Here is a 20,727-nt window from a genome sequence, read left to right on the forward strand (position 1 = left end):
GACCAGACCGCCCGCAAAGGGCAATCGGCGGTTGCATGGCGGGATGGCCGCCATGGTCCCTGCGGGAGCCGATTGCCCCATGGGCGACCATGATGCGGGCGGGCATGTCAACGCCCGCCCAGCACGACCCAGCAATGGGCTGGGAGGGCGGCATAAGCCTGTTGCAGGGTTGGCACCGGCAACAGCGGGCTGCGTATGCAGACCGTCACGAACGCGGCCTTGGCGGCGCGACGTCTCCGCAGCCGTCGCCACAGGCTGCGACCGGCGAAGATGGCGCAAGCGCCGATTACGCCCACGACCGACAGGCTGAGGGCTGCCTGCGTGTCCGTCCGGTCGAGCGTCGCGACCACGTAGAGCAACACCACGATGATGCCGACTATGCCAGTTAGCGGCTTCACGATCTTGCGCTGTGGTGGCGTTTGCCCCGCCATGGCATTCCATGCGCGCTTCCATGTCAGGTAAGCGTCGCGCTGTTCATGAGCGCGCATGACCCAAACGACGAGCAGCGTTGCCGTGATCGCCATGGGCCACATATCATCGCCCTGCGTCAGGAGCATGTAGCCCGACCACAGGAAGAACCCGACCGTGGGCAGCACGACCGGCGGCGAGCCGATGATGCGCGTTTTGAGGGATGGCTGTTTCATTGGCGAAACTCCACCAGAAGGGCGTTGCCGCCACTGGCCGGAAAGATGCGTCCGGCCTGATACCAGACGGCGGAGACGATGTTGCCATTTGGCGGGCCACCAGTCTTGAGCATACGGCTGAACTGGCCGGGTTCGACCAGCCAGTCGCTGACCTCACTACCGCCCCAGCTCTGGCTATGGTTGCTGCCGCTGCTGCGGTTACGCCCCCATTGGTCGCCGCCACCGCGCGACGACCCGCTGCTCCAGCTACTGCCACCGCCATAGCTGCTGCCGCCTGGGCCGCTATTATGGCTGCTGCTCCCACCACTGCTGCTGTTGGTTCCCCAACTGCTATTTTCACCCATATTGTGGCCGAACTGGCTGCTGCTGCCCTGCGACTGGCTTTCGTTGCGCCGCCACTGGATGCTTTTGCCGAGGATGCGAGCAGCCCAATCCGCCGTCTCGCTGCATCCACCGGGATTGTGGAATACCTTGGTGCCGAAATTTCCCAGCAAATGATGGGTGCGGTCATGGGCATTCTCGCCGCCGATCTTCGCATAGAAAGTTGGTAGGCTCTGCGAGAGAAATACGGTGCAGATGCGCGATCCCCGGCAGGTTGAGAGGAACTCCGCGTCATAGCTGTTGACGAAATACTGCACCTCATCCGCCCACAGAAAGGTCGGGCGTTGCTGGTGTGGTTGTTCCAGCGCATTGCGCGCCAGCATCGCCCGCTGCCAAAGATATTTGACGATCTGCTGCGCAATGATGCCGTCCTCATTTTTCGTGAGGGCAGGCATATTGAGTAGCAGGATAACCCCGTGCGCGCAGAGTTCCGGTACAATATCGGTGGTCGTGCAGAACATCTGTTCCAGCCAACCGTGATTGAACCGATCAAGCGCTGTCGTCAGTGAAAGCTGCACGGAGGCGCGAGTCTTGGGGTCCAGCTTCGCATAGTCGTTTTGCCAATAGCTAGTAGCGCGCTCTCCGGCGTGGTCGTCAAATCCAACGACCGGCCCGGCGCGCAGCCGTTCTGCTGCCATCAGGAACACATGGAAGAAATAGCTCTGCTTTTGCCATTCAGGATCGGCCATCTCGCTGGGGCTGGAGGGCGCACTACGCACGAAACGCAGCAGGTCGGAGATTCTGACCGTGCCGGTTGCCGCGAACAAAACCGGGATCGCGTTGCGCAATATCTGGCGCAGCGTGTCGTCCCAGAAATGTTCGCCCGCCCGGCCCGGCGACGGGCTGGCGTTGCGCGCGATTTCCAGCACGCGCATCAGCAGTTCCACCACCGAGTTCAGGCCATCGCCGCCCTGTCGGGCCAGCTCATAGGCCATCATGTTGAGATGGATGTTGGTGCCGTCGCACTCGATGAGTGAGCCGCTGCGGTCAAATTTGGCACAATAGCCGCGCCAGAGGTCGGCTTCTTCGGGCTTGGCGCACAGCACCAGCCCGCCCATGCCTGCCTTGAGGAAGGACGCAGCGATCGTCGCGCCGCTGCCAGAAGTTTTGCCACTGCCGACGCCGCCGAGGATCAACGTGCCCTGGCAGGCGTCGCGGACGGTGTAGGGGCTGCTATTGTCGAGGGTGAATAATATGGTGTCGAGGTCACGGGCGGGCATCGCCATGATTGCCTCCATCTAGCGGTCGATGCCGCGTTCCATGCCGAGATCATCGGGCGCAGAGGATCTGGGTTGGTCGTCGCGCGACCAGCCCAGATCTCCCCGGCTCCAGGGTTCGGGCGACCGACGTGAGAACCAGCCCTCATCAATGAGTTTGGCTCTCACATCATCGACAGTCGCACCGAAGGCTTCCGCAAACCAATCGCAGCTCATCCGTAGGTGAAGCCGCAATGATTGCATTTGTATGGCGGGCGCAGCCGATTGGCGACGCTGATTCCGGCCCACAAAGTCAATCGGCTTAGCAGGTCTTTCAGCCAGTTGGGCTGGCGTTCAGCAATGACGCCGTTGGCAATTGTGGCGATGGGCATGTTCGGAAAGGCGTTGGACGCGCAGTCCGTGCTGCCGCAGCGAGGACATCCTACAGTCATGGGTTTTCTCCTGATAGGTGGGGTCAGCGGAACTCGTGGCTGCACTTGGTGCATTGCTTGAGGCCGCCGCCCGGTATGCGTTTGTAGATTTCGCGGCCGATCTTGATGCTCAGATGGGCAAGCTGCATGTGGGGGTGTGCATGGTGGCGCATATTCTCGAACCGCAGCGCGCCACCGACGCCGTTATTGAGCGCATCGATCCCATCGGGTTCGATGGACTTGGCGGCACCGCCGCATTCGGGGCATTTGGGCATGAACATGGTCTATTCTCCTTTGAGTTGCTCAAAGTAGCGGCGCGCAGGTCTGCTTGCGTGGACACGCACCTGCGCGCCGCCTAGTTAGGTCACGATGTTGGATTGGAGGAAGCTCCTACCTTGCGGCCAGGAAGCCTCCAGTTATGACCGTCTTGACGGTGGTAGCGACAAGAATGATGCTCGCGGTCAGTGCCGCAAGGGCTGCTGCAATTCTGGTCTGTATGTTCATTTTGAGTTTCCTTCCATCGGGGTAGTCCGGCATCGACCGGGGAATGGGGTTGCGGCGGGCATGGCTCTTTCTTTCCAAAATCGCAGTTACCGAATTGGATTGATTGTGCTCGTCGTTGAGTGGAAACGGGGCCTGGGTGGGCCTGCCCCTCAGTTTGGCAGGCCGTCCGCCCCGGCGTCAGGGCTCCTCACGCTTTCCTCTGAGCTTGGCGCGCCTGCGCCACACCCTGAATGCACGACCGACTGCACTCAAAGCCAGCGCAATGCGTGCCACCTCGCCGAGGGCCTTGACGAGGCAGATGATTTTGGTGTCGTCCATGAACTGCTCCATTTCCATCTATGCACCCAATCGACGTAGCGCTTGGGCTGCAGTTGAAATGAGCCAATTTCGCAGAAGTGTATGTAGGGTTGACGGAAGCGGGGCTAGCGCGCCCACTTCCGAGGCGCGCTTCTGATTGCTTCATCAAGCGCGGCGAAGATCTCGGGTCCCTCCTCATAGGGAATGGTTTTGTCGTCTTCCGAAACACCGAGCGCCTTAATCATATCATTGAATTTTGCGTATTCCTCGTGCCCGATTGGTCTGCTCACGATGCTGGTTTCGCCAGACTGGCGATTATATTCGACATCGAATTGCCAAGGCTCTAGCCCGTAGAGCTTTCCTAGCTCAACAAACCGGCTCATCAGTGCAAACTCGTACATCGTGAAAAACATCCATCAAAAAGGCCATGATTTTTCAGAAAGTGCTTGAAAAACTGGTTTTTTGGTGGCGCAACAACGATGGATTAATCCGCGTGTTGCTATTTCAGAACAGTTTGGAACCTTGAAGAATGGGAAAAGCTGACAAATCTCATAATAATAACATGCCTAAGTATCATTCGGCTTTCCGCGACAAACTGCAAAAGTATTTTGATAATCCGCCATATACGCCAACGAAAAACTCCCTAACTCGCGGAGACAACGTTTCATATCTTGGTCGACCAATGAAAAAATTCGTCTGGTTTCCTGAGAGTTTTGGCCCCGAAATTGGCGTCTCAGCTTCAGCTGTCCGGCGATGGCTGAGGCGGGTCTCATTGCCATCGCTGAGCAATATGAAAGCAGTGATCAGCACCATTTTTGGTCCAAATCCTGAGCAATTTACCGAGGAGATTGAAGGGTTCTGGGAATCGCTGCGCTATTGTGAGCGCGTTTACAAGGGTGACACAGAGGGGGTGCTCACAGAGACCGGCACCGGTGATGGGAGCAGCCTTCGCGGAAACACATCAACCAAGAAACTTGAGTTGCCTCCTGTTCTGCAGAACCTTAGTGAAGCAGGCGATCAGACTAGCCTGCCCCAATCTGCTCTGAACGCTGAGATCGAAAAACTATCGGTCAATGAGAAAGCGGCACTTTTCGCTATTGCTGCAACCTCAACGCCACTCGATGAAAATCGACTCAGGGGGCTTCTGGGGCTGGACGGGGTCAATTGCGCTGCGTCGCTGACTAAAAAGTATCTGGTCCAGCGCAACGGATCGCTTTTGACGCCAAGCGGTGCCGTTACGACCCTGCGAGAAGCGTTGTGCCAGTCACTCGCCGATGATTTTCAAGTTCGCGTCCCCGATATGCTTGCCAAGGTTCCACTTCTCGATACGCGTGAACCCGAGGACGCGCTTCAACGGCGTTTGGAGAGCGTCGTTTACCGGTTAGTCGCTATATTGGTAGCGCGCGGGATGAGCGGATCGGAGATTGCTAGGCGAGCCGAGGAAATGCTGAAAACCGCCCGTCAAGGTGAGTATCGCGATACCTTTCTTGCAGGAAATCTTGTCAACCTGCTCGCTTGTGATCGGCACAGGCTTTCGGGCATGGATTTGAGCGGGTTGCATATCAAGCATGCCTTTTTGCGCCACAGCGAGCTTCGCGGAACAGACCTGAGCAACGCCCACCTCGAATACTGCGTGCTGGCCGATATTTTTGGTTCAATCTGGCAGGTAGGCTTCCGAGACGACGATAGGGAAGTGCTCGCGAGTTCCGCGTCGGGGATTGTCCGCACGTGGTCGGTTGTAACAGCGGGCAGCATTGAGACTTACGGCGGGAGGCAGGACGCTCATTTCGGCTGGAGTTTTGGATTCGCAGTGAGTGCCGATGGGCAGGAGTTGGCAAGCGCCGGTGGCGACGGAGAGATTCGAATTTGGCGAAGAGATGGGAAGCTTGTTGACCGCCTCACCGGCCATCAGAGCCGCGTTCGCGCGTTGGCGTTTAGGCCTGACGGCTCACTCATATCCTGTAGTGAAGATAGGCGAGTTTTGCAGTGGAGCAGAAGATATGGCGAGCAGGCAAGGCCTGCGGAGCTATATCGTCATCGTGACCGGACGACGACGTTGGCACTGTCAGCCAATGGGCGCTTCCTGATTTCTGGCGCAAACGGTGGCGAGGTTGTGCTATATGATTTCGATAATCCGAGCTCTCGCCATTGTATTACTCCCCACTTGAAAGAGGTTCGGGTTGTTCGATTTTCAACTGATAGTACGCATGCAATTTCGGCAGGCGACGATGGAAAAATATGCATCTGGCATGCGGATTCGCATTCTATTGTGAAAGAAATACGCCTGAATTACGATCAGCCGACTAAGGCTTCCTGCTTTATTGGCGAAAGCAACGAAATGTTCGCAGCGGGTACGGATGATGGTTGGATTTCTATTTGGAAGCCGCCATACGAGAAACCTTATTACAAGTGGCAAGCGCATGCCAGTCTTATCCGTTCGCTTGCATCTTCAAGCGACGGGGCATCACTCGTCAGTGGCGGCGATGATCAAACCGTTATGGTTTGGCGATTCAATGAAGAGCATTCAGATTCAGCTTTGGTGCGCTCGTTCAGTGGGTACTCTGCCGAGGCGCGAGCCGTTGCCTTTGTGAAGCGTCTGATCGCGACCGCACACGACGACGGTGTGGTGCGCATCTGGGATTCTGAGACCGGGAAAGAAGCTCCCCCATTTTTAATCGAAGGTCACAGGGGGCGAATATGGTCGCTGGCATTTTTTCAAAATGATCAGATATTGGTGACAGGCGCAGAAGACGGGGGCGTTCGTGCATGGCGGATGGGCAACCGATTGCCATTTTGGACAGGCAGCGAACACGAGTATCGTGTTTTCGCTGTCGCGACGCGCGACGGGCCGACCCCCTTGATAGCTAGCGGCGGTTCGGATTCGAGAATTAAAATTTGGTCGATTAAGCAGTCAAACTCACTGTTCACGCTTGGCCACGACGAAGGACATACCCGACGCATTCGAGATTTGGCATTTAGTCCAGACGGTGGATTGCTATGTTCAGTCGGCGAGGACAATCAAATCTTGGTGTGGCAAGAAGCCGACGATGCTTGGCGCTGTGTGGCTAGGAAATCAGAAACTTCGCCGGTCACCAGCGTCCGGTTTTCGCCAGATGGAGGGCATATTTATTGGGGCACGGATGCGGGGTTAGTTGCGGCTTGGGATAGAGATGCCGACACCATCAGGTATGTGAGCCTGTCTGACAAACCAGTCCTCAGTGTGGGCGTGACACCCAGGGGCGACAAATTGGTCGCAGGAATGGCGGACGGCAAAATTGCCGTCATCAGCTCCCAGACGCTAACTGTTCTTGCACTAGAAAAAGCACATGACGATTGGGTCGAGCAGGTAGCAGTTTCCCCTGATGGTCAAACCATTGCCTCTGTTAGCGACGACCAGACTGTGCGTCTTTGGCACCTCGAATACCTGTCCGAAAAGGTTCCAGCAATGAGAGCACGTGCTCCATATGATGGATTGCAAATAGATGGCCTGACAGGCATCACTGAAATTGAAAGGGGCCGTCTATGCGCCTTGGGGGCTCTTGAAGCTGGCGGAGAACGTGATGAGTAAAAAGCTCCCTTACCTCGAAAAACTTGAGAGCTTCTCCCGTCCCACCGCATTGGGATTTTCAGCCGTACTTCATTCCTACAAGCATGACGGGGTCGTCTTGTTTGCTTTGGCGAAGGGGAATGTTTGCCAAGATGATGTTCATGTCCGCATCCAGTCGCCGTGTCTGTTTGGTGAGTCCTTTGGAGTGAATAGCTGCGATTGCGGCGCGCAACTATCGCAAGCGCTTCAGGCGGCAGCGACCGCCGAGGCGTTCTTGCTCATTTATTTGAGCGACCAAGAGGGACGCGGACACGGCGTCGAAACGAAGCTTCGAGCCGTGGAAAAGGAGGCAAATCTAGGCCTTAGTATGCCTGACGCTTTTCGCGCCCTCAATCTGGAATTCGACAAGCGCTCGTATGGGACTGCCGCCGCAATCATCAAGGATTTGGTTGGCAATCATTCCATTTGCCTTCTGACTAACAATCCAAAGAAGGTTGAAGGGCTGGAAGATTTTGGAATCGAGGCGAAGCGGATCGCGCACGTGGTTGACAATCCGACCGATGAATGTCGCCGCTATCTGCGTAGCAAGCGTGACGAGTTGGGCCACCTGCTTCCTGCAGACTTGTGATGAGGCCAGTCGACCTTGCACGGCTGCGATCATTCGTAAGGCATGTCGATGATTTTCCGTCAAAGGGAGTGCGTTTCCTTGATGTAACCCATGTTATCAGTAACCCTGAGTTGTTTGCATTTATTATTGATGCGCTTGCTCGTCCATTCCTTGAGCGAGGGGTTACCCATGTAATGGCTTTGGAAGCACGAGGATTCTATTTTGCGGGAGCTGTTGCGCTGCGTCTGCAAGCGGGGCTGGTTCCTGTGCGCAAGCCGGGAAAGCTGCCGCCTAGGACAATCAATGCCAAAGGATTCATAGCGGACGGTGACGGGATCATTCAATCTAGCGATGCGCTCAAAAGTGGCTTCAACACCTACCAAAAGCCATATGAATTTGAACTGGCAGAAGGTGTTCTCAGGTCAGGTTCAAGAATTGTCGTCGTTGATGACCTGCTAGCCAAAGGCGGATCAATTGATTCTTGTCGAAAATTGGTAGCAAAAACGGAAGCCGAAATCGTGGGCGCGGCTGTTGTGATTGAACTGAGCGCGCTCGGTGGTCGCGCCAATTTGACTGGCATTGAGATTACAAGCATCATTGAGTATTGAGGATCCCAAGCGCCAAGTCATTTCTTAGACGGGGCAGCTTGCGGCCGCCTGCTATAACAATGAAGCACTTATCAGCGCTGCTTCCCCGCAGCACCGAGATCGGATTATTCCTAAAATCCGCCTTACCAAACTCGCTGTTGATAGTGCGACCAAGCGCGTCAAAATCCTGGGCTTTTGCTCCTTCAAACGCTTCGCACTCAAATACGAAAGCCGCAAGTGGCGCTACAGCGTCAACGCGGAGAAATCGGGCAAACTGATCCTTCCGACTTCCCGCATCCATTTGCGCCGTTTCTCCCCAAACACCAATTTGTGGCCCGACCAGCTCGCCTTCGGCTAGAGCGAATGCGACAAATGTGTCGCGAACAGGTGAAGTTACGGTGTCGATCCGGCCCTCAAAGCGCTTGGCGTCGCGCAATGCGTTGCTTCGCACCCCATCTACCGCCATCTCGAATAGCTTGGTGGTAGAGCAACCGACTATTTGTGCCAGAAAATGGAATAGGGAGACAAACTCGGCAGCCAATGACACGCCCCTCTCTCCTGGCTTAGGGGGCTTGCTCCCCTCGAACCGATTGGTGGCCCTGGAAATCTGTCCCACGTTAATCAAAGCGCCGCGCAAAGGGTCGCATTCGGCAAAACTGACCGACTCAGTCCAACTTAAGTCGAGTGCATACTGATTGGCGAGAGCGACGCTCGCAACGACCACGTCAGCAGCTTCGCGCTCAATTTGTGGCTTGTAGCCACCGTCTATCGCTGCGGCAAGCTCGCCCAGTTCCTCCGAAATGCGAGCTAGACTTGCTAGAGCAACCCAATACCCACCCATCGACCGGATGGCTGCGTCCACCTCTCGCTGTACGCTACCAATTTTCATTTGATCGAATATTCGAGCATTATATATCCCTACTATATTGCTTCACTAAGACACATGACTTTAGTTGTCAGTTTATGTGCAGCAGTGCGGCAGCCTACCCAGCGATGCTGCGTCAAGCGTGGTAAGCTCCTTTTGCCCTTCACAAAATACCATTTCTTGAATTGGGCGACGTTGCCTCCTGCCCGCGCCCTCGGCGCTAATCGCGTCCCGAGCCTGTAGTCTCACCGCCCTCCCCCCCAAGCTGCTTGACCGCCTAGCGGCGTCATGCATAGTTGTCGCAAGGCTTGCAGGCAGAATTGTTGCCCGGTTTCGAGGCATATGATCCAATGTTACGAGGGCACTTGTGCTCCTTATGACACTTATTGCGGTCCATGCATTATGCATGATGAATGCGGACCGTTCGCGTAGGAGTGCCTGCAAGCCCCTGTATTAGGTGGGGGATATGTGTCGGTACTGGCGAAGCTGAAAGAGGCAACGACGTTACATGAATTTGCGGCGTTGCTGGGGTATTCTGCAAAAGGCCTTGCATACGTCCTTTACCAGCTTCCAATGGAAGCAAAGTACACGACATTCCCCATCAAGAAAAAGGACGGTACGGACCGCATAATAAAAGCGCCGACGCCTGAGTTGAAAAAGCTGCAAAGCCATTTGGCAAATCTTTTGTATGCATGCCGCGATGAAATTGAGAAGGAAGGGTTCCGCAATTCCGTTTCTCATGGCTTTCGGCGAGGCCATTCTATCATCACCAATGCCAAAGAGCATAAGCGTCGTCGGTTTGTATTTAATATCGATCTTGAAGATTACTTTCCAACATTTCACTTTGGAAGAGTTCGGGGATTTTTCCTCAAAGACAAGAGCTTTGCCCTTAACGAAAAAATCGCAACGCTGATTGCACAGATCGCGTGCGATGGCACCGCGCTGCCACAAGGTAGCCCCTGTTCGCCCATTATTTCGGATTTGGTCGCTCAGATTTTGGATATGCGGCTCGTTCGTTTCGCGAAAAAGCATAAAGTTACATACAGCCGGTATGCTGACGACATCACATTTTCGACAAGCCAGAAGGCATTTCCCACGGCAGTCGCCGTTGAGGAACCCGCCGAGAGCGGTATTTGGGTCATTGGCGAAGGTCTGGCAGAACGGCTAAAGGAAGCCGATTTCACCGCCAATCCCGGAAAATCGCGCATGCATTGCCGGGGCAGCCGCCAGACGGTCACGGGGTTAGTGGTCAATGCTAAGGTCAATGTTAGCGCGGAATATTTTCGTAACGCCAAGGCGATGTGTCGGACCCTGCTAAGCACAGGCAGATATCACACAAAGCTTTTGCCGCTTGAGGATGGGCAGGACAAGGCACAGCCGGACTGGACGACGACGACCAACCCACTGCTCGGTATTATCGGGCATATCTTTCATGTGAAACGGTCTACTGATCGACGGTCGGAAAAAGAGCAACGCGATGACCCAGATGCGACAAGAAAACTGTTCCGCAGCTTTCTCTTCTACCGATATTTCGTTGCACCCGATCGCCCCTTGATCGTTGGCGAGGGTAAAACAGATAACGTCTATTTACGCGAAGCCATCAAACATTTGCCGCAATACCATCCTGGCATGGGAGGATTTGTAGAAGGTCGGTTTGAGCTTGCGGTTCGATTGTTCCGCTACTCCAACCATATTCACGAAATAATGGATATCGGCGGCGGGTCAGGCGACCTAAAATCTATCATCCTCGACTATTATCGCCTCCTGCCAAAAATCCAGCATCGGCCCATGGCATTTCCGGTCATTCTGGTGTTGGATAACGATGACGGGCTGCAACATATCGTCAGCACCATCAAAAAATGTTTCGGTGTCACCATATCCAAGCAGACCACAGCCCCATATTACCATCTGACCGATAACCTCTATGTCGTTAAAACGCCGGAATCGGGCGATACGGATACGTGCATCGAAGGTCTTTTTCCGGTAGATTGGCTCAACAAAGAGTTAAATGGCAAAGTCTTTAATCCAAATAAAAAACACGGTGCCCAGGGCGAATATGGCAAAGCTGACTTCGCTGATAAAGTTGTGCGGCCAAACGCGGCCGACATTGATTTCAGCGGATTTGCATTTTTGCTCGACCGAATCGTAGCTGCGCAAAATCATCACATGGCGAAGTGATTTGTACGCTTCATGTTTCTAGGCCCCGCCAACTTGCAAAACTTTGTTTCCCGCTAGGCCGATAGGCTTTGTCAAATGCAATGGCCGAAGTACCCGCCGTTTTTGCTGACTGTTTAGATGTAATATCGGAATGGAAGTGGAGGCAAATCCCTTACCGGCGCGGCTGTTAAAATCTCACCGACAGCATCGGCAAACTTGAGCGTTACTGATAGCCCATCACTGCTCGCCACGACCGCGTTCGGGACTGGTATGCCTCAATTCACACCGTAGGCAAGCTGAGGCAACTCTCCACGCAATGCCTCGACCGTTTCGCGCGCATTGGTTGCGAGCATCAACTCGGACTGACCAGTGCCGATCTGATCAACAAGCCAGGCCGAAAGAGGCTGCAGCCGAATTTGCCGACCCGCTGGCGACGTCTTGTCGAAGATCGCGAAATGAACTGCTATATGCGTCCCAAAGTCGTTTGTGCGCTCGATGCGAACGACCGTGGGCGACAAACGCTCTATCCTGACGCTGTTGCCAGAGATGTTCGAGGTTAGCGCCTTTTGCGAAAATTCGTCCCAAAACTCATCGACATCTTTCCCCACCGACAGCTTGGTGAGCTGGATCATCGTGGTGCTGTAGAGACCATAGCTGCTTTCTGGTGCCATGACATGCACACTCATCGGTTCGGGAGAAGAAGAGCAGCCGCCGAGGCATAGCAGAGCCGCGGCGGTGAGGCTCATGACGCATGCCGACTCTTGCCAGGGGCGTATCATCAATCGAGCCAGCATGGCTGCCCATCAACTCCGTTCACCGACTTGTCCTTCTTGAAATAACCCGCTTCGGCATCGAACTCCGCAGCGGCCGAGCAGTTGAGCACCCAACTGCCATAAGCGGCGAAATCCGGAAGATTGCGCTGGGTCGCTCGATAGAAGGTGTCGAGGTAGAAGCCCTTCTCCGATTCATCGATCTGCTTTGCCGAAGCATCGCCCACCAGCTTGGCGAAGCTCGCTTTGTTCGGCCGTCGGCGAAAGGCCTCTCGGGTCGCCAGGACCGACAACGCCGATGTCAGTTTCGCCGCATCAGCCTGGGCTACCAGCAACTCGTCACCGGTCACCTTTGGATCAGTCAGCCGCTTCATGATTGCATCAGAGCGTGTTCGCACGATGCTGGGAACCGCAAGGTCCGACGTCAAGATCGTCGCAAATATATAGGGTTGCTCCCGGACCTCGCCGGTTATGTCCTCGATCCGGTTGAGGGTATAGTCGAACTTGAGCTTCTCATCCCAATAGCTGTTGTCGCTTCCGCAAGGAGGCGCCGTAACGACAACGCCGCCTGTCTGGAGGACGCCAAGCGGCACGCCCCCCGCCTCGTCAAGCATGCTCGAACCGTAAAGCTGGAAAGTGAAATCCAGGATCGGGATATTCTCTTCATTGCCCAGTATCTGCTTGGCTGCCAGCTTGGCGATGCCGATTAAAGGCGAATCCGGGACGCCAATCAGGCCCGTGATGGCCTTTGTCGATCCTTCAATCTGGTCAAGAAGCGCTCCAACACCGGTGTTGCGTTCGGCAGAGACGTCGATGAGTCGCATCCGGAAATAAGGCGGGAAGTTGGAGTTCCAAGAATCCTCGCTAAACACTAAAAGGTCCTGAAAATTCAGTGTGCCATCAGGCTGAGGGCCGCCAATTACCCCGGCGCTGTCAGTCGAGGCGGCTGACTTGCCATCGATCATCACGCCTTGCTGATACCAGACCGCGATTGATTCCTGCTTGTCGTTGGCCGTCGATGTCTCCAGAAGCACCGCTATGTCCCGGCGTTTGCCAAATATGTCGGAGAGCCGTTTGGCGCATTGCCGTAGAGTGGCGGGAACATAGGCTCGATTGATTACGATACTCACCGGCTGTCGGTTCAGAACCGACCTGCGCTTACTCGTGCGACCCGCCTGGATATCGGCGGCTACCTGATGGGCCTCCAACAGCTCCGCATAGCGCAATTCGTCCTTTACCCCCGGCTGCGCGGGTTTGCTCATAGTGGTCGGATTGAGGAACAGCACCTTGTTGGCGGAATAGGCCGACGTGCGGACTGCGCTCTTGTCATCAAGCCCGAGCGGTCCATGGAGACTGCATCCGGCGAGTAAAAGGAAGGTGCCAAAAGTCGGCAGCAATCCCAAGCTCAGCCAGGGCTTGGCAACTGGATCGAGCGCTTGCGCGACGATCTCTGTCTCACCTTCGCTCTTATGCTCGCCATCTGTCACCTGGATTGGCTTCTGGACGAAATCGCTCAATGCCATCACATGCCCCCATGTTCAGCGCGGGGGACGCAAGGCTTGCATCCCTATCGCGATGCCATTCGATGCGACTAGACTTGATCGAACGACAATTTCCGATCGACAGCCCTTGCTGTTCGAGCGGCAACGCGACTCACCTCGATGCCTTTCATTATGATCGATTTACTCGTCGGATAAAGACCAGATCATATCCGAAATGATTTTGAAGATTTCTTCTGCATTCGAGCAGCAAAGCTTCAGTCACTTCTTGATATGGAACATGGCGTTGCCTTGCGGCTCGCGCTCTAGGCGCTGCGCGCCCGGAACCGCCATGGGCGTTTCCGCCGAAGGTGACGATCACTAACGCAAGGGCTGGGGCGCTGCCCCTAGCGCGCTGCGAAGCGCCTTCCGCCCAGCTTCCTTCGCTACGCTGCGTGCAGCCGGTTCCCCGCGAAGGCGCTTGCTCCGCTTGTCCCCCGATGCTCGCCGCATGGGCAGGGTTTCAGGTCAGCACTGAAACCCAAACCCAACGGAGAAAGCCATGGGAGTAACTATCACCCATCAAAACGAACAACCCCGCATCTATGTGGCCTGCCTCGCGGCCTACAATAACGGCATCCTGCATGGGACGTGGATCGACGCCGCGCAGGAGCCATGGGCGCTGTGGGATGAGGTGCGGGCCAGCCTGCGATGGCGTTTGAAGATAGGCTTCACTTCGGGAAGATCGATTTCGTCGTATTCGCCGATCAACGCGCCCGCTTCATCCTCAGCAAACGGCAGGCCGCAATGGCGGCATTGCGTGGGACGGTGATCTTCAACCAGGTCCGGCGCTTCGGACAAATCGCGGGCATGCCCCTTGTGCCCTGCCTTGGCACCCCCGGGACGCGACCCATCTCGCTTCGCCTTTCGATCGGTCGACGGTGGTTTCGACGATGTCCGCGAGGTCTTGTCAGGACGCTGCAGGCGTAGAACCAGCTTACCAACTCCCGCTTCGTAAGCCCCTCGAGTTCATCGCGATTCACAGATAGGATGAATCACACGCCGGCCGCATTGGCAAGGGGGTGGGTAGTTACGGATTGGCTGCCGCCCAGCTTCCTCCAAGCTTCGCATTTCGTGCAGCCGGTTCCCCGCGCCGCCACCCCTCCGTTTGTATACCCGTCCTCACCGGAAGGCAGGGTTTCAGCGCTCGTCCCGCTGCGCGTAAAGGCCATTCTCGTCGAAGCCGTCAAAGAAATGGAAAAGGCTAAAGGCACCGGCCGTTTCGTCGCGGCCTATCAGAAATTCATGGGCCTGATCGCCGATCACCAGGGCGTGATCACGCCGTTCCATCCCGCGCTGGCGAGATTTATGGCGGGCTGAGTATCCCGTCAAAAATCATCGGGTTGCCCTCGCTCTGCCGTCATCCATCCTCGAACCCAGGCCTCACCGGCTAGTCCGCTCGGAGCGCTCTCGACCGGTTCCCCGTCGTGGTACGCGTCCCAGCCTGCCCTGCGAAGCTCCCGATTATTAGCCATCCGATCATGCCGATCCATCTGGACGTTGGGGCAATCGGCGGAACATACTAATTGACCATCATCCCATTCCATGTCCGCTCCGCACTCGCCGCAAACTCCCGGCGTCTGCTCGTCTAACAATCGCTTGCTGCCGCCCATTGTGTCCTCCTCTGTCGGCACCTATATGGGCCGGGCATTATGCGGCTCAAGGCGCTTACTCAAACTTTGTTGACAGCCGCCAAACGGCTACTACCGCAAGGGCTGGGGCGCCGCCCCCAGTGCAACGCAAAACGCGTTTTGCCAAAATTCTTACTTGCAGTCGTGCAGACTGTTCCCGCGAAGGCGCTTGTCAAAACCCGTTTTTGACAAGATCGACCATCCGCACCGCCATGCTGCGAGCGGGGTCAAACGGCACCTCCTCAAACCCGAAGCCGCGATAGAATTTGCGCACGTCGCCATCCAACGGGTGGGTGAGGACGCAGAAGCAGCCGATGTCCTGGGACAGGCGCACTGCTGTGGTGAGGGCGAAGAACATCAGGGAACGGGCATGGCCTTTACCCTGATAATGGCGATCCACGGCAAGTTGGCCGAGAAGAATGGCGGGAATGGGATCGGGGCGGTTGCGCTGGTCGGCTTTGGCGAGGAAGGCGCGTTCGATCTGTGCCGCCGATAGGCTGACATAGCCGACGATATGGCCGGTGACGGGATCGCAGACGATGGTGGTGCGCGACACGCCCGCTTCCTGATTGCGCCAGGCATGGCGGCGGAACCATTGATTGAGGGACTCCCGCCCGCAATCAAATACCTCGCGGTTATCGTCGGCAGTGAGCGGGCGTGGTGGTGTCAGTCCTGCCATGCCGGGCGCGTCGCAGAGAGTTTGCGCAGCGCCGCGACTTCCTTGGCAGGAGCCTTGACCCAGTCCTCGAACCTGTCCCAATCATCAGCCGGGATCGTCACCACCCGATGATCGAGTACATCCTGTTCTGCCGCTTCCAGCGCCTTACGGCGAATGAAATCGCTCAGATTCGTACGCGCGTGATCCGCCGCTGTTTCCAGCAGCGCGCGTTCCGCCGGGCTGACCCGGACACTCAAAACAGCAGGCGATGAACCAGCCATAACAACCTCATTTCCTGTATGACATTAGCATACATCAGAGACGCCGTCAATCGACGTTCTTGGAGGGACGGCATGAGTTATAAATGCCGGGTTTATAGCTCATACTTCGTTCCGGCGGCCCGCCGTTGCCCTTGCGCCTACTCCCAGAAGCATCGGGTTATCCACAGCAGTCGGAGATTTTTACGGATCGGCCTTGACCCGTCTACGCAATTCATTATTCTCACTTTCATAAATGAGGATTATGATGATTCGGTACCACGTTCTTTCTATCGCCGCTAACAGGGTGACGTTGGCAGGCACCGCCATGGGGCGGCAGATGCTTGCTCAGCTTATTGCTGAAACCAAGCCTGTTCCCCAGCCAGCCATCGCGTATCTCGATTTCAGTGGAGTAGACATCGCCACCGGTTCCTTTCTGCGTGAGGCCGTTCTGGGCTTTCGTGACTTCAGCCGGAATGCCATCGGCACCCTGTATCCGGTAGTGGCAAACGCTAACGCGACCATCCAAGAGGAACTAACCGTCTACCTGAAAGATCGGAACGACGCGATTTGGGCCTGCGCCTTGAGCGACGCCGGTGATGCTTCTGATCCCCATATTCTCGGTGAACTCGACGCGGCGCAGATAAATACCCTGAAACTGATCGCGCAGCATTGCCCAATTTCAGCGCCGGAGCTTGCCAAGCTGCGCCCCGAGGAAGGCATTGGAACCACCGCATGGAATAACCGCCTCGCCACTCTCGCGGCCAAAGGCATGCTCATGGAAACAAAAAGCGGAAAGACCAAAATGTTCTCGCCCGTGATGGAGGCTGTATAATGGGGGTCGATTTCATTCGTGAACAATCGGGCAAGCCCTGGCGCAAACGCTGGGACAAGGGTTTAGACCGCTTGAAACTGCCGGGTCTGTTCGACGTGCAGTTTGCCTCCCAGCAACGGACCGTCACCGCCGATATCCAGTGCGGAACCCAACTCAAGATTGGCGACCAGTTGATCGTCCAATCCAATGGGCAAACCGCGATTATATGCAGCGGCCAACAACAGATTGGAACGATCTCCAGCATCCCGTCTGACATGCGCGGTGCCATCACCGATTGCGGCGGCATTGCCTTGGGCATTGTCGAGCGCGTCGGTCTATTTGGAAACAATGCAGAGGTAAGCATCCGATGAAAGAAGCTCAGCCCCCCGATCCATCGTTACGGCGTTTGCCTAATACACAATCCTTATGGGACGACGCTAGCCGTTCGCCTTCTTCTCTGGGCTGCTGGACCTGCGTCGATAAGACGATCTGTGGCGGCGCACATAGCGGCGCGAGCTTCTTTGATTGCAATGATTATTGCCGTTGTACGGATAAGGCATCTTGCGATCTAGTCTGCCGGGGCAACCCCACAACCTATGTGGCGCGATACCGGGAAGTCGGCACTTTCGACTTGATGAAGGCCCCGCGCGCACCTGAAATTCCGATCGCTTCGCTGCCGAGCATGGTGCCGTTGATCGAGCATAATTCAGCTCGGCACGGCAGCTTGAACTTCCCTATCGTCGCCATTCCCCTCCATAAACTGGTGGACCCGGATAAAGGGAAGTTGAAGTTCAATGATCGCGAAGCAATGGCCGCGCAGTTTGGAATCGATCCGCAGGCGCGACTGGTCGTTTCGGGAGTGGCCCGTGACTTGCGCATCGAGCGTTATTGGGCCTCGCCTGAGCGCCCTGCCCTACTGGCGCAATTGCGTGCACTGGACATTACCCTGCTCACTCCTCCAAATTTTAGTGTGCTGACCGGCGTTCCACGTTCTGACAATTTACATGCGATGAAGCGGATCATGCTGGTATGGGTCGAAATGGCGCAGGCAGGCATTCCCACGGCTCTGCATATCAACGCTCGTACGGAGCGGGATTATGAACGCTGGACGGAACTGATTGAAGCGCGACCCGAAATCAGCGCTCTTGCGGTCGAGTTCGCCACAGGCGCAGGCCGGGGCACGCGCATCGATTGGCACGTCGCACGGCTTGGCGAATTGGCAGCGAATGTGTCGCGCCCTCTTCGCTTGGTGCTTCGCGGCGGTGGCAGGGTTCTGGAGCCCCTACGGCAGTCGTTTGCTGCGGTCACGATGATTGATACCGATGCCTTCACCAAATCGCGCTGCCGGAAGCAGGCATATTTCACGGAAGGAGGCAAACTCCTTTGGCGAAGCCATCCCACCGCCGAAGGTGAACCAATCGACAGCCTGCTGCAACACAACGTCGCCACGCTCCACAGCCATCACACCTATCTGGAACGCCTGCACGCTGACCAACGCTTTGCGCAATCAGTTCGCCGTCTGGCTACGGCAGAACACCGAAATCGCAAGGCCATTTAGCGACGCCACCTGCGCCAGCACAGATTCACCGCGCAGAGGATCTGCCGTAGGCCGCATCGTCAGTGCATGATCGCCACTGCGAAAGCGCAGTTCGGCATTTTGTCCGACGAGCGCGCGAAATAGCTGGTTAAACCCTTTCCCATGGCCGGTTTCCGCAGGGAAGCGGGATACCCCGTCCTTAACCATCTCCTGCAGCGCTGCCCCCGCATCGGGAATGTCAGCGTAAGCCGGATTCTGGCGCAAGGTTTGAAGCACACCGATTCCACGGTCGGCGACAACAAACTCAAACGATCCCGGCGTCACCGCATAGGCAACCACGCCTGTTTGTGGCGCACCGCTGTGCTCGTAAACATTGTCCTGTATTTCTACCATCGCTCCCATGAGGGCTGCAATCAACTGCGGATTCAGCCCTTTTGCCTTCGCGATGTTTTCTGCATGGACGGTCCACTGGTCCCAGATCGCCGCCGTCACGATGATTGGATTGTTGGACCCCAGAGGAAAAGCGCCTGCGCAGTCTTTGAAGCCGTTCCCAAATGGCTTCCCAGTGCGCATTGCCTCAGTCAAATCTGCTGAAAATTTGCTGTTGACTGCAACCCTACGGTATTGCTGCTCAAATTGAACCGACGCCATAGCGATTTCGACCAAAGGACCAATACGGCCCGACCGCTCAATTGAGACAGAATCGCGTCCAGTCAGGCGCTTGGAAGCGGCTTCCAGTAAGATATCATCTGCAACTGCGAAATCAGCCTGGATAGATGCCATCAACAATCCACAATTTCATGATAGGTAATCTTGCACCTTAAAGTACCTATTCCGCAACACGAAAGTCGCCTTGCTGGTTTGAATCGCGTTGCCTATGGCCTGCACTTTACTTGCTGGAGCTTCCCAAACTGCTATGCGTTTCCGGTATCCGGCGATGATCACGCATGCATCTAAGTCTTTCATTGCTGGTAATCTCGCAGCCTTCGTCGCGTCTCGCCAGGCATCGTCTGGTCGCGCCGAACGAACCAGCTTGCATCATTGTAACTCAGCAAATCCGGCGGCATCCGCCGCAATCCTAAATGCGCGGCAAGGTCGGCGGGCGACATGGCCCGCGTGGATAAAGATCGAAGCGGCCCCTTGCTACCCAGGTCAACGACACTGATTGCTCAGGTTAGATAATGCCGTAAATCAGTGCAAGTCGCCTTTGAAGATGCCGGGACCGGCTCGAAACTCGGATTGTATCTGGTCCAGGCGATTACGTTGCGCGTCCGTGAGGTCGACGTTGCTCTCTTCCAAATGGCGGTAGAGCGCTTGTAGCAACCCCACCGCCTTAAAATCGTCCACGACCGGCGTCAGGAACGCGGCGCCCATTTCCTCAATCATATCATCAGTTTTGGACATCGCGTTCTCCTCATTCAGGCGGATACATCACCACTGCATCGTCGCCCGCAGTTTATAGGACGAATTGTATTGGCCCGATCAGGATACGCCTATTCGACGGGCACTTTGGTGGTCCGCTTCGCGCGAGGCTGCTTCACCGGTGCCATCGGCTCCGCGGCGGGGGGAACGGGTTGCGTACGCTTACGGCCAAGGCCAATGGACTTTGCCAGCGTGCGGCGTTGCTCGGCATATCTGGGGGCGACCATGGGATAGTCGGCAGGTAGATTCCATTTCTCGCGGTAATCGGTTGGGGTCATTTGGTAGCGGGTCATTAAATGCCGCTTGAGCATCTTGAGCTTTTTACCGTCTTCCAAACACACGATATATTCGGGCTTGATGGATGCACGTATCGAAACGGCGGGTACAGGCTCCGGCATGGCGGGCTCTTCCGCCGTACCCAGCCCGGCCAGTGCTGCATGAACGTTGGCAATAAGTCCCGGCAGATCGCCGACAGAAACCGAATTATTGGTCACATGCGCGGCGACAATATCAGCGGTTAGGGTAATGAGCATGCCCTGCCCAGCGTCGGTAGCGGTCATTAGTGATGCGTTCCTTTTTTCAATATGATCGCGATAAAAGAAACGCACATTGCGTGCCAGCCCTCAGTCATTCTGATGATAAAAAGATCGTTACCTTCGCGTTATAGCGAAGGATGAGAGCCCATCAGCGGTAGAAAAATAAAGGGCAGCAGCCCGCAGCGAAGCCAATTGCCAATGCACCACGGTCGAAATTGCCAAACATGTCAACGGCGGAGCAAAAGTCGGCCATTCGGCGGCGTAAAACCAGGCCATCGTGTTACATGCCGGGGGGAGTGGCGTGAGGGCGTAGCCCGAGGGCCACTCCCCCCGGCATTGGTGTAATTT

Annotated in this window: 22 protein-coding genes; 9 read left to right on the forward strand and 13 right to left on the reverse strand. The window is 56.0% G+C overall.

From position 1 onward, the window contains the following. Nucleotides 1-107 precede the first annotated feature (107 nt). The 5 genes from Q4610_RS18750 to Q4610_RS18770 all read right to left on the reverse strand — a co-directional run bounded on the left by Q4610_RS18750 (nt 108) and on the right by Q4610_RS18770 (nt 3,854). Nucleotides 108-644 (reverse strand): hypothetical protein, encoded by a 537-nt coding sequence (locus tag Q4610_RS18750; protein WP_304537395.1) that lies wholly within the window; start codon nt 642-644, stop codon nt 108-110. Next, entirely contained in the window at nt 641-2,251 is a 1,611-nt protein-coding gene (locus tag Q4610_RS18755; protein WP_304537396.1) for a type IV secretory system conjugative DNA transfer family protein, read from the reverse strand. The genes Q4610_RS18750 and Q4610_RS18755 overlap by 4 nt, the downstream gene beginning before the upstream one ends. 445 nt (nt 2,252-2,696) lie before the next feature. Beyond that, on the reverse strand, nt 2,697-2,933 hold the full coding sequence (locus Q4610_RS18760) for a hypothetical protein (protein WP_304537397.1): 237 nt from the start codon (nt 2,931-2,933) through the stop codon (nt 2,697-2,699). 400 nt (nt 2,934-3,333) lie between these two features. After that, the gene (locus Q4610_RS18765) at nt 3,334-3,474 is read right to left on the reverse strand and encodes a hypothetical protein (protein WP_304537398.1); all 141 of its coding nucleotides are present in this window, start codon (nt 3,472-3,474) and stop codon (nt 3,334-3,336) included. Nucleotides 3,475-3,578: 104 nt separating this feature from the next. Next, a complete protein-coding gene (locus Q4610_RS18770; RefSeq protein WP_304537399.1) occupies nt 3,579-3,854 on the reverse strand; it encodes a hypothetical protein in 276 nt (91 codons plus the stop codon). 128 nt (nt 3,855-3,982) lie between these two features. Between Q4610_RS18770 and Q4610_RS18775 the strand changes: the two genes are divergently transcribed. The 3 genes from Q4610_RS18775 to Q4610_RS18785 are packed head-to-tail and all read left to right on the forward strand — an operon-like array spanning nt 3,983 to nt 8,215. Beyond that, nucleotides 3,983-7,021: a WD40 repeat domain-containing protein gene (locus Q4610_RS18775; RefSeq protein WP_304537400.1), complete on the forward strand. Its 3,039-nt coding sequence runs from the start codon at nt 3,983-3,985 to the stop codon at nt 7,019-7,021. After that, nucleotides 7,014-7,628 carry a GTP cyclohydrolase II gene (locus Q4610_RS18780; RefSeq protein WP_304537401.1) on the forward strand — a complete coding sequence of 205 codons (615 nt, stop codon included), beginning with the start codon at nt 7,014-7,016 and terminating at the stop codon, nt 7,626-7,628. Before Q4610_RS18775 ends, Q4610_RS18780 begins: the two co-directional genes overlap by 8 nt. Next, nucleotides 7,628-8,215: an adenine phosphoribosyltransferase gene (locus tag Q4610_RS18785; RefSeq protein WP_304537402.1), complete on the forward strand. Its 588-nt coding sequence runs from the start codon at nt 7,628-7,630 to the stop codon at nt 8,213-8,215. Before Q4610_RS18780 ends, Q4610_RS18785 begins: the two co-directional genes overlap by 1 nt. Here Q4610_RS18785 and Q4610_RS18790 read toward each other — a convergent pair. Beyond that, nucleotides 8,202-9,083 carry a MazG nucleotide pyrophosphohydrolase domain-containing protein gene (locus Q4610_RS18790; protein WP_304537403.1) on the reverse strand — a complete coding sequence of 294 codons (882 nt, stop codon included), beginning with the start codon at nt 9,081-9,083 and terminating at the stop codon, nt 8,202-8,204. The two genes, Q4610_RS18785 and Q4610_RS18790, sit on opposite strands and share 14 nt — an antisense overlap. A 444-nt stretch (nt 9,084-9,527) precedes the next feature. On the opposite strand from Q4610_RS18790, the gene Q4610_RS18795 reads away from it, so the two are divergent. After that, nucleotides 9,528-11,237: a retron Ec67 family RNA-directed DNA polymerase/endonuclease gene (locus tag Q4610_RS18795; RefSeq protein WP_304537404.1), complete on the forward strand. Its 1,710-nt coding sequence runs from the start codon at nt 9,528-9,530 to the stop codon at nt 11,235-11,237. A gap of 254 nt (nt 11,238-11,491) precedes the next feature. On the opposite strand, the gene Q4610_RS18800 is transcribed toward Q4610_RS18795, so the two are convergent. Both Q4610_RS18800 and Q4610_RS18805 read right to left on the reverse strand, forming a co-directional pair. Next, nucleotides 11,492-11,962 carry a hypothetical protein gene (locus Q4610_RS18800; protein ID WP_304537405.1) on the reverse strand — a complete coding sequence of 157 codons (471 nt, stop codon included), beginning with the start codon at nt 11,960-11,962 and terminating at the stop codon, nt 11,492-11,494. 32 nt (nt 11,963-11,994) lie between these two features. Then, nucleotides 11,995-13,509, reverse strand: coding sequence for a hypothetical protein (locus tag Q4610_RS18805; protein ID WP_304537406.1), 1,515 nt, complete (start codon nt 13,507-13,509; stop codon nt 11,995-11,997). 517 nt (nt 13,510-14,026) lie between these two features. Between Q4610_RS18805 and Q4610_RS18810 the strand changes: the two genes are divergently transcribed. Both Q4610_RS18810 and Q4610_RS18815 read left to right on the forward strand, forming a co-directional pair. Then, nucleotides 14,027-14,296, forward strand: a complete 270-nt coding sequence (locus Q4610_RS18810; RefSeq protein WP_304537407.1) for an antirestriction protein ArdA — start codon at nt 14,027-14,029, stop codon at nt 14,294-14,296. Between the two features lie 218 nt (nt 14,297-14,514). After that, complete coding sequence (locus Q4610_RS18815) at nt 14,515-14,844, forward strand: hypothetical protein (protein WP_304537408.1); 330 nt, start codon at nt 14,515-14,517, stop codon at nt 14,842-14,844. A 483-nt stretch (nt 14,845-15,327) separates the two neighbouring features. Here Q4610_RS18815 and Q4610_RS18820 read toward each other — a convergent pair whose 3' ends face one another. Both Q4610_RS18820 and Q4610_RS18825 read right to left on the reverse strand, forming a co-directional pair. Then, nucleotides 15,328-15,834 carry a GNAT family N-acetyltransferase gene (locus Q4610_RS18820; protein WP_304537409.1) on the reverse strand — a complete coding sequence of 169 codons (507 nt, stop codon included), beginning with the start codon at nt 15,832-15,834 and terminating at the stop codon, nt 15,328-15,330. Next, nucleotides 15,822-16,094, reverse strand: coding sequence for a type II toxin-antitoxin system TacA family antitoxin (locus Q4610_RS18825; protein WP_304537410.1), 273 nt, complete (start codon nt 16,092-16,094; stop codon nt 15,822-15,824). The genes Q4610_RS18820 and Q4610_RS18825 overlap by 13 nt, the downstream gene beginning before the upstream one ends. A 241-nt stretch (nt 16,095-16,335) precedes the next feature. Here Q4610_RS18825 and Q4610_RS18830 point away from each other — a divergent pair, with 241 nt between their 5' ends. Genes Q4610_RS18830 through Q4610_RS18840 form a run of 3 tightly spaced genes read left to right on the forward strand, consistent with a single transcriptional unit; the run spans nt 16,336 to nt 18,442 of the window. Beyond that, on the forward strand, nt 16,336-16,905 hold the full coding sequence (locus tag Q4610_RS18830; protein WP_304537411.1) for a hypothetical protein: 570 nt from the start codon (nt 16,336-16,338) through the stop codon (nt 16,903-16,905). Then, nucleotides 16,905-17,255, forward strand: coding sequence for a hypothetical protein (locus tag Q4610_RS18835; RefSeq protein ID WP_304537412.1), 351 nt, complete (start codon nt 16,905-16,907; stop codon nt 17,253-17,255). The genes Q4610_RS18830 and Q4610_RS18835 overlap by 1 nt, the downstream gene beginning before the upstream one ends. Further along, complete coding sequence (locus Q4610_RS18840; protein WP_304537413.1) at nt 17,252-18,442, forward strand: DUF4417 domain-containing protein; 1,191 nt, start codon at nt 17,252-17,254, stop codon at nt 18,440-18,442. Before Q4610_RS18835 ends, Q4610_RS18840 begins: the two co-directional genes overlap by 4 nt. Here Q4610_RS18840 and Q4610_RS18845 read toward each other — a convergent pair. From Q4610_RS18845 to Q4610_RS18855, 3 genes are all read right to left on the reverse strand, one after another. After that, nucleotides 18,392-19,204 carry a hypothetical protein gene (locus Q4610_RS18845; protein WP_304537414.1) on the reverse strand — a complete coding sequence of 271 codons (813 nt, stop codon included), beginning with the start codon at nt 19,202-19,204 and terminating at the stop codon, nt 18,392-18,394. The two genes, Q4610_RS18840 and Q4610_RS18845, sit on opposite strands and share 51 nt — an antisense overlap. Nucleotides 19,205-19,612: 408 nt before the next feature. Then, complete coding sequence (locus Q4610_RS18850; RefSeq protein WP_304537415.1) at nt 19,613-19,825, reverse strand: hypothetical protein; 213 nt, start codon at nt 19,823-19,825, stop codon at nt 19,613-19,615. Between the two features lie 89 nt (nt 19,826-19,914). Next, on the reverse strand, nt 19,915-20,403 hold the full coding sequence (locus Q4610_RS18855) for a Ros/MucR family transcriptional regulator (RefSeq protein WP_304537416.1): 489 nt from the start codon (nt 20,401-20,403) through the stop codon (nt 19,915-19,917). Between the last annotated feature and the right edge of the window lie 324 nt (nt 20,404-20,727).

The sequence above is a fragment of the Sphingobium cyanobacteriorum genome (assembly GCF_030580935.1).
Classification (GTDB): Bacteria; Pseudomonadota; Alphaproteobacteria; order Sphingomonadales; family Sphingomonadaceae; genus Sphingobium; species Sphingobium cyanobacteriorum.